This window comes from Kitasatospora sp. NPDC059803, assembly GCF_042732255.1.
Taxonomy (GTDB): Bacteria; Actinomycetota; Actinomycetes; order Streptomycetales; family Streptomycetaceae; genus Kitasatospora.
Genome location: NZ_JBHWIJ010000280.1, coordinates 1 through 11,369 on the forward strand (window position 1 = coordinate 1; position 11,369 = coordinate 11,369).

Annotated in this window: 9 protein-coding genes; 5 read left to right on the plus strand and 4 right to left on the minus strand. The window is 73.8% G+C overall.

From position 1 onward, the window contains the following. Positions 1-338: 338 nt before the first annotated feature. Positions 339-1,064 (plus strand): DUF4097 family beta strand repeat-containing protein, encoded by a 726-nt coding sequence (locus ACFV6I_RS31815; RefSeq protein ID WP_063350686.1) that lies wholly within the window; start codon positions 339-341, stop codon positions 1,062-1,064. Positions 1,065-1,168: 104 nt separating this feature from the next. Here the strand turns inward: ACFV6I_RS31815 and ACFV6I_RS31820 are convergent, their stop codons facing one another. The 4 genes from ACFV6I_RS31820 to ACFV6I_RS31835 form a co-directional block, all read right to left on the minus strand. Next, complete coding sequence (locus tag ACFV6I_RS31820; RefSeq protein ID WP_363374723.1) at positions 1,169-1,819, minus strand: hypothetical protein; 651 nt, start codon at positions 1,817-1,819, stop codon at positions 1,169-1,171. A gap of 196 nt (positions 1,820-2,015) precedes the next feature. Next, positions 2,016-2,690 carry a response regulator gene (locus ACFV6I_RS31825; protein WP_380429037.1) on the minus strand — a complete coding sequence of 225 codons (675 nt, stop codon included), beginning with the start codon at positions 2,688-2,690 and terminating at the stop codon, positions 2,016-2,018. Then, positions 2,687-4,012, minus strand: coding sequence for a sensor histidine kinase (locus ACFV6I_RS31830; RefSeq protein ID WP_380429039.1), 1,326 nt, complete (start codon positions 4,010-4,012; stop codon positions 2,687-2,689). Before ACFV6I_RS31830 ends, ACFV6I_RS31825 begins: the two co-directional genes overlap by 4 nt. Before the next feature lie 241 nt (positions 4,013-4,253). After that, positions 4,254-6,443, minus strand: coding sequence for an MMPL family transporter (locus tag ACFV6I_RS31835; protein ID WP_380429041.1), 2,190 nt, complete (start codon positions 6,441-6,443; stop codon positions 4,254-4,256). A gap of 415 nt (positions 6,444-6,858) precedes the next feature. Between ACFV6I_RS31835 and ACFV6I_RS31840 the strand changes: the two genes are divergently transcribed. The 4 genes from ACFV6I_RS31840 (at position 6,859) to ACFV6I_RS31855 (ending at position 11,317) form a co-directional block, all read left to right on the plus strand. Beyond that, positions 6,859-7,983, plus strand: a complete 1,125-nt coding sequence (locus tag ACFV6I_RS31840; RefSeq protein ID WP_380429044.1) for a DegT/DnrJ/EryC1/StrS family aminotransferase — start codon at positions 6,859-6,861, stop codon at positions 7,981-7,983. A 96-nt stretch (positions 7,984-8,079) separates the two neighbouring features. Continuing rightward, positions 8,080-9,024, plus strand: a complete 945-nt coding sequence (locus tag ACFV6I_RS31845; RefSeq protein WP_063350681.1) for an NAD(P)-dependent oxidoreductase — start codon at positions 8,080-8,082, stop codon at positions 9,022-9,024. 12 nt (positions 9,025-9,036) lie between these two features. After that, on the plus strand, positions 9,037-10,116 hold the full coding sequence (locus ACFV6I_RS31850; RefSeq protein ID WP_380429046.1) for a hypothetical protein: 1,080 nt from the start codon (positions 9,037-9,039) through the stop codon (positions 10,114-10,116). Between the two features lie 253 nt (positions 10,117-10,369). Then, positions 10,370-11,317 (plus strand): excalibur calcium-binding domain-containing protein, encoded by a 948-nt coding sequence (locus tag ACFV6I_RS31855; protein WP_380429048.1) that lies wholly within the window; start codon positions 10,370-10,372, stop codon positions 11,315-11,317. Positions 11,318-11,369 lie beyond the last annotated feature (52 nt).

Below are 11,369 nucleotides of genomic sequence, written 5' to 3' on the forward strand. Positions count from 1 at the left end.
CCACGCGGGGGTAGCCGCCCGGTGTTCAACCCCCCCACCCGCGGGGGGGGGGCCCCACCCCCCCCGCGAAACACGGCTCCGCGGCCGCCCCCGGAAAATATGTAGGCCGGTCTACAGATTTCTCCCCGGGGCGACGACAGGGGCACGGGTGGACCCAGGTGGACACGGGTGGGGGTGGGTGGAGCGGCGCCGGGGGGCTGACTGGAGTCGCTTTAGGGGGGTTAATACCACCGACCGGGGCCACCACGTGCGGTTACTGTCGTCGGGACGGCTCCGGACGGGGGCGGTCATCAGGGGCTATCGCGCAACAAGCAGCGCAGGACACATGGGGGACGAACATGGGCAGGTACCACCGTTTCGCGGGGGCTCTCGTGGTCGCCGGGGTCTCCGCCGGGGTGCTCAGCGCCTGCAACCCGATCGGGACCAACTTCACCGACGACGCCACCGTCACGGACAAGATCACCGGCATCCGGCTGGACAGCGACGCCGGGGAGGTGACCGTGCGCGGCAAGGCCGGCGCCACCCAGGCCGCCGTCCACCGCAACATCACGTACCGGAGCGGCAAGCCGGGCGCGAGCACCCGGGTGGACGGCGGCGTGCTGGTGCTCGGCGGCTGCGGACGCAACTGCTCGGTGGACTACACCGTCGAGCTGCCGCCGGGGCTGCCGATCACCGGGGGGACGTCGGCGGGCGGGATCAAGCTCACCCAGGTCGGCGACGTCTCGGTGCACACCAGCTCCGGCGACATCACGCTCGACGACGTGGCCGGGCCGGTCGACGTGCGCACCGACAACGGAGAGATCAAGGGCACTTCGCTCAAGGGCGACCGGGTCAGCGCCAAGACCGACAACGGCGGGATCAAGCTCACCCCCGGCAAGGCCCAGAACATCACGGCGAAGACCTCCAACGGCGAGATCAACGTGACCGTGCCGACCGCCTCGTACCACGTCACTGCCTCGACCGACCTGGGCGAGAAGCACATCGGCGTCCAGAACGACCCGAACGGCCAGTACAAGCTGGACCTCGGGACGAACATCGGCGAGATCACCGTCAAGACGGGTTGACCGACCCGGTCGACGGGGCCGCCAACGGGACGCCGTGACGGCCGAGTTCGGCCCCCAGTGCGGTCGCCCGGCCCCGCCGGTGGGCCTGGCGGGGCCGGGGGCGGTCAGAGACCGACCTGGACCTCGGCGCGGTGCCGGATGTACTCGTCGGGGTGCGCCCTCGCGATGGCCACCGCGGCCTCCACCAGGGCGTGCAGCCGCGACGGGTAGGCACGCGGCACGAGGGGCAGCCCGGGGAGGATGCAGCGCCGCACGTCCAGGTCCTCGTTGGCGACGAACTCCCGCAGCGCGGCCTCGTACCAGGCGTCCCGCACGGTCGAGCCCTCGTCGGCGGCGGCCGTGCTGCGGCCGTCCCCGACCGACAGGGACGTCCAGTACCAGGCCCGGGCGGCGCCGGCGCGCTCGGTGTCGGTGCCGGTGTGCAGGTAGCCGAGCAGGGTCAGCCGGACCCGGCGCTGGCCGAAAGCGAGCAGGGCCGGCTCGACGAAGCGCCGGTTGAAGCTCGGGTTGGGGTCGTAGATCGCCGCTTCCAGCAGTGCCTCGAAGTACTCCTCGGGCAGGTCAGTACGCCCGGAAAGCGCCTTGTGGACCTCCCACCGGGCCGCGCTCGGGAAGTCCGCCCCGTGCGCGGCCTCAGCCCCGAGCAGGCGGAGCAAACGCGTCAACCGCAGGTCGAACTCCTGCGATCCGTCCGCCGTGCGCCCGGGCAACGGCTGGAGAATCCGCACCTCGCCTGCCGTGTCCTTCGTTTCCACGAACACCCTCCTCATCCTGAGTCATCGGCAGACTACTCGCTGATACACCAGTTCGGAGGTCGTTTTCGGGCAGGCTGGAATTCAGATCACCGACATATGGCCGGAGTTTGACGGTCGCTCAGCCCTGCTACCGGCGCAAACCAGGCGAGTTGGACGGACGGGCCGACGGACGGGCCGACGGGCGGGCCTTCGCCGGTCAGGCCGGACGGCCCGGCGGGACCAGGCCGGACTGGTAGGCGATCGCGACGAGTTGGGCCCGGTCCCGGGCGTCCAGCTTGGCCATCGCCCGGTGGACGTGGGTGCGGACGGTGAACGGGCTGACGAACATCCGCTCGGCGATCTCCTCGTTGGTGAGCCCGGTGGCGGCCATCGACATCACCTCGCGCTCGCGCGCGGTGAGCACGGACAGCCGCTCGGAGGTGCCGCCGGCCGCCGGATCGGGCTGGGCGAGGAGCTGGTCGATGACGGCCCGGGTGGCGGCGGGCGAGAGCAGGGCGTCCCCGGCGGCGACGGTGCGGACGGCCGCGAGCAGCTCCGCCGGGTCCGCGCCCTTGCCGAGGAAGCCGCCGGCGCCGGCCCGCAGTGCCTGGGCCACGTACTCGTCGATCTCGAAGGTGGTGAGGATCAGCACCCGGGTGCTGGCCAGCTCCTCGTCGCCGCAGATGGCGGCCGTCGCACCGAGGCCGTCGGCGCCGGGCATACGGATGTCCATCAGGACGATGTCGGGGCGGGTGGCGCGGGCGAGTTCGACGGCCTGGTGGCCGTCGGCGGCCTCGCCGACCACCTCCATGTCGTCCTCGGCATCGATCAGCACCCGGAACGCACCGCGCAGCAGCGCCTGGTCGTCCGCGAGCAGTACCCGGATGGTCATGCGTGGTCCTTGTCTACTCGAACGGCACGGTCTACTCGAACGGCGCGGTCTTCCCGGCCGGCACGGTCCGCCCGTACGGCGCTGTCACCGCGACCGGCACAGCCACCGCGACCGGCGCTGTCGTCCCGGGCGCCGGTGCGCAGCGGAAGTTCGGCGGTGACCAGGAAGCCGCCGTCGGGCCGGCTGTCGGCGGTGAGGCGGCCGCCGACCGCGCCGGCCCGTTCGCGCATGCCGATCAGTCCGAAGCCGCCCTCGCCGGGGGCCGGGTGGGGCAGCAGGGCCTGCCGGGGGCGGGCGCTGGTCGGCGGGCGGCCGTTGGCGACGCTGACGGCGACCCGGCTGCCGCTGTAGGCGAGGGTGATCTCGGCGCCGGCGCCCTGGGCGTGCTTGGCGACGTTGGTCAGGGACTCCTGGACGATCCGGTAGGCGGTGAGGTCCACGCCGGGCGAGAGCGCGCGGGCCTCGCCCTCGACGGTGAGCCGCACCGGCAGGCCGGTGCGTTCGAAGGCGTTGATCAGCTCGGGGAGCCGGTCGAGGCCGGGGGCCGGTTCGAGCGGGGCGGGCTCCTCGGCGCGGCGCAGCAGGCCGACGGTGGCGCGCAGTTCCTGGAGCGCGGAGCCGGTGGCGTCGGTGATGTGGCTGAGCACCTCGCGGGCCTGGGTGGGGTGGCGGTCCATGAGGTAGACGGCGATGCCGGCCTGGGCGTTGGCGAGGGCGATGTGGTGGGCGACGACGTCGTGCAGGTCGCGGGCGATCCGGATCCGCTCGTCGGCGACCCGGCGGCGGGCCTCCTCCTCGCGGGTGCGTTCGGCGCGTTCGGCGCGTTCCTCGATGGCGGCGAGGTGGGCGCGGCGGTTGCGGATGGAGTCGCCGAGGGCGCCGGGCAGCAGGGCCCAGGCGAGGACGCCGAGCCGTTGGCCGATCGGGCCGCCGCCGTCGCCGATCAGCGAGGTGCCGGTGAGCAGGACGGCGGAGGCGATCGAGGCGCGCAGGGCGGTGGCGCGGTCGGTGCGGACGGCGAGGAAGTAGAGGGCGAGCAGCAGCGGGGTGGCCAGCCCGGGGGTGAGGCGGGGGGTGGTGAGGATGAGGGCCATCGTGCAGATCAGCGTGATGACGACCACGGTCCGCGGGTGCCGTCGGTGGGCGAACACGGTGACGGCGGAGGCCAGCGCGATGGTGGCGCTGAGCGGCCTGAAGGAGATGACGTGGCCGGTCTGGTCGACGGTGACGCCGAGGCCGGTCATCGCGATCAGCACGGCGCCGCCGACGGCGTCGAGCAGCCGGGGGTGGTCGCGGCGCAGCCGCTGCCAGGTGTCGCTCATCGTGGTGCTCTCCGGGTCGGGGGTGCCCTGGCGGCACCCTCGCCGGGTTCTGCCAGTTCGTGCCGAACCGCGCCCTGCCGGGCGGGGTGGGCCGGGTCGGGGGCCGCCGTGTGCGTGGCGGACCCCGACAGCAACGGTAACGGTAGGGATCGAACCATTGTCCGGGCCGGGGCCCGCCCCGTGGATCGGGACGGGCCCCGGCTGGTCCGCAGGGGGGTCGACGGGGGCTTGAAGACACGCCCTAGACGCCGACGGACTCCCGGACCGGGGCCGGTTCGGGGGCGGCGGTCTGCAGCTTGCTGCCCTCGACGTCGATGTCCGGTATCAGCCGGTCCAGCCAGCGCGGCAGCCACCAGGCGCGGCGGCCGAGCAGGGCCAGGACGGCCGGGACGATGGCCATCCGGACCACGAAGGCGTCGAAGGCGACGGCCGCGGCGAGGCCCAGGCCCATCATCTTGATCATCGGTTCGCCCATGCCGATGAAGCCCGCGAAGACGGCGATCATGATGAACGCGGCGGCGGTGACCACCCGGGCGTTGTGCCGGAAGCCGGTGACGATGGCCTCGTCGGGCTGCTCGCCGTGGACGAAGCCCTCGCGGATCCGGGTGACCAGGAACACCTCGTAGTCCATGGCGAGGCCGAAGACCACGCCGACCATGAAGATCGGCATCATGCTCATCACCGGGCCGGTCTGTTCGACGCCGATCAGGTTGGCCAGCCAGCCCCACTGGAAGACCGCGACGACCGCGCCGAGCGCGGCGGCCACCGAGAGCAGGAAGCCGAGCGCCGCCTTCAGCGGGACGAGCACCGAGCGGAACACCACCAGCAGCAGGACGACGGCGAGGCCGACGACCACCGCGAGGTAGGGCACCAGCGCGTCGGTGAGCTTCTGCGAGACGTCGATGTTCATCGCCGTCGTGCCGCTGACCAGGACCGTCGCCCCGGTGGTCGTCTTGAGGCCGGCGGCGTGGCCGCGGATCGCCTGGACCAGGTCCTTGGTCTCCGCAGCGCTCGGACCGGTGGACGGGACGGCGTTCAGCAGGGCGGTGTCCCCCGCCTTGTTGAACATCGGCGGGGTGACGGAGACCACGCCGGGCAGCCCGGAGACCGTCTTGGCGACCTCGCTCGCGGCGGCCTTCGGATCGGGCGTGCCCTTGACGTCCACCATGACGGTCAGCGGCCCGTTGAAGCCGGGGCCGAAGCCCTCGGACAGCAGGTCGTAGGCGCGGCGCTGGGTGGTGGAGGTCGGCTTGGACTCGTCCCCGGGCAGGCCGAGCCGCAGGTCGAGCGCCGGGGCGGCGAGCACCCCGAGGCCGATCACGCCGCCGAGCAGCACCGCGAGCGGGCGGCGCAGCACGAACTTGGCCCAGCGGGAGCCGCCGTTCTCCTTCTTCGGCTGGACGGTGCCCTTGCGGGCCTTGCGGGGCAGCACCCGGCGGCCGATGAAGCCGAGCAGCGCGGGGACCAGGGTGAGCGCGACCAGGACGGCGATGACCACCGTGCCGGCCGCGGCCATGCCCATCTTGGCGAGCATCGGGATGCCGACCACCGAGAGCCCGGCCAGGGCGATCACCACGGTGAGTCCGGCGAACACCACGGCGGAGCCGGCGGTGCCGACGGCCCGGCCGGCCGCCTCCTGCGGGGTGTGGCCCTCGGCGAGCTCGGCCCGGAAGCGGGAGACGATGAACACGGCGTAGTCGATGCCGACCGCGAGGCCCAGCATCATCGCGAGCGTGCTGGTAGTGGAGGACAGGCCGAGCGTGCTGCCCAGCCCGGTGATCAGGGCCATGCCGAGGCCGACCCCGATCACGGCGGTGAGCAGCGGCAGGCCCGCGGCCACGAGTGAGCCGAAGGTGATCACCAGGACGACCGCGGACAGCGCCATGCCGATCATCTCGCTGCTGCCGCCGGCCTCGGGCTTGGCCATCAGCGCGTTGCCGCCGACCTCGACCTTGAGCCCGGCGTCCCGCCCGTGCTGGGCGGCCTGTTCGAGGGCGTCGGTGGCGCCCTTGGACAGCTCGCCCGCCTTGACGGAGTAGCTGACGGTCGCGTACGCGGTGGTGCCGTCCTTGGAGACGGTGTTGGCCTTGAACGGGCTGACCGCGCCGGTGACCTCGTCGGCGTGGGCGAGCTCGGCGACCGTCCGCTCCACCGCCTGCTGGTTGGGCTCGGCGGTGATCTTCTGCCCGGACGGGGCGACGAACACCAGGCGGGCCGAGGCGCCGTCGGCGTGGCCGCCGGGGAAGCGCTCGTTCATCAGGTCGAAGGCCTTCTGCGCCTCCGTACCGGGCATCGCGAAGCCGTCGTCGGGTGCGGCGGGCGCCTTGGCCGCCAGGACTCCGCAGACCGCCAGCACGGCGACCCAGAGCAGGGTCACCAGCCGGCGTCGGACGAAGGCCCAGCGGCCCAGGCGGTACAGGAACGTGGCCACGGAAGAGTGGACTCCTTCGGATCTCGGTCAGCGTGCGCACCGCGGCCGCCCCGACGCCTTTCGGCGCGGACCGCCCGCAGCATGGCCCATCCTTGATCGCCGGCCCCTCCTCCGTCGTCGTCCCTGCGCAGGCCGTTTGCGTACTGCGGACGCAGTACGGCCCCTCCCCGGACGGCGGAAGCGCATCAGCTGTGGCGGGAGCAGTCGGGCGCACTCCCGGCGGCGGCGACGGAGCGCTGACGGGGGCAGCGGCAGCGCGGCGACGGGGCCGGGCGCCGTCACCCGGGCGGGCGGCGACGACGGGCCGCGGCCCGGCGGGCGAAGTAGCGTGATGTGCCAGGCCCGACCCTTTTCCTATGGTTCGGACCCATCTGACCCGATCGGTGCTGACCCCAGCCCGCCGCCGGAGGTGCCCATGGGCGTTCCAGCCGCCCGCATCGTGTTCGACGAATCCGACCGCGCGGCCGTCGCCGAGGCGGTGATGGAGATGCTCACCACCGGCGCCCTCACCCTGGGCCCGTGGACCGAGCGCTTCGAGCAGGCCTTCGCCGCCGAGCACGGCGCCTCGCACGCCGTCGCGGTGAGCAGCGGCACCGCGGCGCTGGAGGTGATCCTGCGCACGGTCGACGTCCGGGGCCGCGACGTCGTCGTGCCGGCCGTCACCTTCTACGCGACCGCCGGCGCCGTCCTGCACGCCGGCGGGCGCCCGGTGATCGCCGACGTCGACCCGGCCACCCTGGCGCTCTCCCCCGAGACGCTGGAGGCGGCCCTCACCCCGGATACCGCAGCCGTCGTACTCGTCCACATCGGCGGACTGATCACCCCGCGGGTCGAGGAGCTGCGCGCGCTCTGCGACCGGCACGGCGTCCCGCTGGTCGAGGACGCCGCACACGCCCACGGCAGCAGCCTCGACGGGCGCAGCGCCGGGACGTTCGGCCTGGCCGGGGCCTTCTCGTTCTACCCGACCAAGGTCACCACCAGCGGCGAGGGCGGCCTGGTCCTCACCGAGTCGCCCGAGCTGCGCGACGAGGCCCGCACCTACCGCGACCAGGGCAAGGGCTCCTTCACCACCAACCACCACGTCCGGCTCGGCCACGCCTGGCGGATGAGCGAGCTCAGCGCGGCCGTCGGCGCCGTGCACCTGCGCCGCCTCAAGGAGTTCATCGAGACCCGCCGGGCCGTCGCCCGCCGCTACGACGAGGCGCTGGCCGGGCTCGACGGCCTGGAGCCGGTGCTCGAACCGCCCGGCTGCCGCGGCAACTACTACAAGTACGTGGCGCTGCTGCCGCCCGGGGTGGAGCGCGCCGCGTTCAAGCGGGCGGTCGCCGAGGACTACGGCGTGCGGCTGTCCGGCGAGGTGTACGACCTGCCGCTGCACCTGCAACCCGTCCTCGCCCCCTACCGGCGCGGGCCGCTGCCGGTCGCCGAGGACGTCTGCGCGCGGCAGGTGTGCCTGCCGGTGCACTCCGACATGACCGGGGACGAGACGGAGCAGGTCATCGAGGCCGTCTCAGCGGTGCACCGGAGACTCGCCGGATAGCCGGGGCGGGGTCGACCCGACCAGGCGGGCGCGCCGAGGCGCTCGACACGGAGTTCGAGAAGGCGCTCGACACGGAGCCCGACAAGGAGAGAGATCGTGCGGATAGCCGTCACCGGGGGATGTGGATTCATCGGGTCACACGTCGTGGACCACCTGCTCGCGGCCGGCCACGACGTCCTCGCGGTGGACACCACCGACAAGTACCTCAACCCCGACGCCGAACACGCCCGGCTCGACATCCTCGACCTCGCGGCCCTCACCTCCGCGCTGGCCGGCAGTGAAGTGGTGTACCACCTCGCCGCGATGGCCGACGTCGAACAGGTCTCCGCCGACCCGGTACGGGCCGTGCGGACCAACATCGACGGCACCGAGGCCGTCCTGGAGGCCGCCCGGCGCAGCGGGCTGAGCCGCACCGTGCTGGCGAGCACCGTCTGGGTCTACGGCGCCGCCCTCACCGACGATCAACTCGACGGCGGGGAGCAGGAGTTGGACGAACACGTGCCGATCGAGCTGGAACACAGCGGCCACCTCTACGTGGCCACCAAGCTCGCCGCCGAGATGCTGGTGCACAGCTACCGCGAGCTGTACGGGCAGCACTTCACCATCCTGCGCTACGGCATCCCGTACGGGCCCCGGATGCGCGACGAACTGGTCGTCGCCCGGTTCGTCCAGGCCGCGCTCACCGGGCGGCCGATCACCATCGCCGGCGACGGGCGGCAGAGCCGCAACTTCGTCTACGTCGAGGACCTCGCCGACGCCCACGTCCGGGCCCTGTCCCCCGCCGCCGAGGACCAGACCTTCGCCCTGGAGGGCTCCACCGCCGTCTCGGTGCGCGACATCGCCGACACCGTCGACGACCTGCTGGGGCCGGTCTCGATCGAGCACATCGACGGCCGCAAGGCCGACTACACCGGGCGGCGGATCTCCTGCGCCCAGGCCAAGCGCCTGCTCGGCTGGTCTCCGCACACCAACTTCGCGGACGGCGTACGGAGTTACGCCGACTGGTACCGGGCCGCCGCAGCCGCCTCCGCCGCCTCCTGAGCGGGCCGCCCGATGCCGCACGCCCTGCTCGTCTCCGGCTCCCTCGGCCAGGGCCACGACGTGATGGCCCAGGCCTGCGCCGACACCCTGCGGGCCCGCGGCTGGACCACCCACACGGTCGACGCGATGGCCCTGCTCGGGGAGCGCTCCGGCGCCGCCGGGGAGGCCGTGTTCCGGCGGCTGCTCGACCTGCCCGGCGTGTACGACGCCTTCCACTTCTCGGCGTTGCGGCCCGGCGCCCGGCTCGCGCTGCTCGCCGACGCGGCCGCCCGCAGCCGGCTCGTCCCGGCCCTGCGCCAACTGGTCGCGGTGCAGCGGCCGCAGCTGGTGGTCTCCGTGTTCGCCACCGCCACCTCGGCCGTCAACCGGCTGCCGCAACGGGACTTCCGGCACTTCGTGTTCTGCACCGACGTGACACCGCACCGGCTCTGGGTGCAGGAGGGCACCGACCTGTTCCTGGTCACCTCCGAGGTCGCCGCCTGCGCCGTCCGCCGCTACCGGCCGGACGCCGCCGTCACCGTCCTGCCCGCTCCGCTGCGGGAACCGTTCTACCGGCCGCCCGGCCGGGCCGAGGCGCGTGCCGAACTGGGCGTCCCGGCGGGCGGGCGGTGCGTGCTGCTGATGTCCGGCGCCTGGGGGCTCGGACCGCTCGCCCGCACCGCCGCCTCGCTCGCCGCCGCCGGTCCGCACGTGCTCGCCGTCGCCGGGCGCAACCGGGAACTGGAACGGCGGCTGCGGGCCGCCGCCCGCCGGGAGCCGCGTCTGCACCCCTTCGGCTACACCGACCGGATCCCCGCCATGATGGCCGCCGCCGACCTCGTCGTCACCAGCTCCGGCGACACCTGTAGCGAGGCCCGCGCGCTCGGACGGCGACTGCTGCTGCTCGACGTCGTCCAGGGCCACGGTCGCGACAACCTCCAGCACGAGCTGGAACTCGGCCACGCCGACGTCGCCTCCGCCCACCCCGCCGAGGTGGTCCGCAACGCCCTCGCCGCCCTCGCCCGCCCAGCGCCCGCCCCCTCCCCCGGCGCCACCCCTGAGCCCTGGCGCACCGGGTTCACCGCGGCCCTGGCACAGGTGGGGCTGGCGTAGCCGAGGGCCGGGGCGAGCAACACGGGAGTCCCGGCCGGGGTGGAGCCGTGCACCCGGGCGGGGGCCGGGGCCGGAGTTCGCTACCTGGCGCATACCTGTTCCATACGAGTCCTTTACACTCTCCGAAGCCTCCGGACGGCCCCGGACAGCGGCCTCGCCCGCCGGCAGCGGCGGCCGTCCAGCCCAGGCCGGAGCACCCACCCCGGGGTGCCGCTCTCCCCGGGGAAACACTCCTGCTCGAAGGAACCCCCTCGTGACCCCCGACCCGCACCGGCCGCCCGGGCCCCAGGCCGTACCGCCCCGCACCACGGCCAACCGGCTCGTCCGAGCCGCCGCCCTGCTGTTCGTACCGCCGCTCGCCGCGATCTGGCTGTGGCGCTCCCGCCGCCTGCACGTCGCCGCCAAGGTGGCGCTGACCTTCTGCTGCCTGATCGGCTCGCTCTTCTGGTTGGGCGTCATCACGGGGCCGAAGCCGGAGAAGGCGCAGCCGGTCGCGGCCCCGGCGACGACCGCCGCTCCGGCTCCGACCGCTACGGCCACGGCTACGGCTACGACGGCGGCCACCCCGGCCGACGCCGGGTCCCCGACGCCGACCCCGAGCGCGACTCCGACCCCGAGCGCGACTCCCACTCCCGCTCCGAGCGCGACTCCAACTCCGAGCGCCGCGTCGGGCGTCATGCCCGACGTCGCCCAGCACACCGCCGGGGAGGCGCGTGCCCTGCTGGTGGCGGCCGGTGTCGCAGCCGACCGGATCCAGGAGCACAGCCGCTACCTGGACCTCGCGCTGCCCGCCGACCACGACGCCTGGGTGGTGTGCGCGAACGTGCTCCAGCCCGGGAGCAAGCTGTACCCGGCGGCCTCTCCCGCGCTCCAGCTGGTGAAGCCGGGGGCTTCGTGCCCGGCGGACCGGTACGCGGCGCTCTACGCGGACGAACGCAACGACCCGTCCAGCCCGAACCACCAGGGCAACGCCGGCGGCAGTTCCACTGGCGGGTCGTCGGGCGGGACGTCAGGCGGGGGCTCGGACGCGAACTCGGACGGGGCGTCGGGTGGCGGTTCCCAGGGCGGTGCCGGCGGCAGCGCCTACTACAAGAACTGCGACGCGGTGAAGGCCGCCGGCAAGGCCCCCCTGCACCGGGGCGACCCCGGGTACCGGTCCGGCCTGGACCGCGACAACGACGGCGTCGCCTGCGAACGCTAGAAGACGCCGAGCAACGCCACACGGCGAAGCCCCGCCTCGGTCGAGGCGGGGC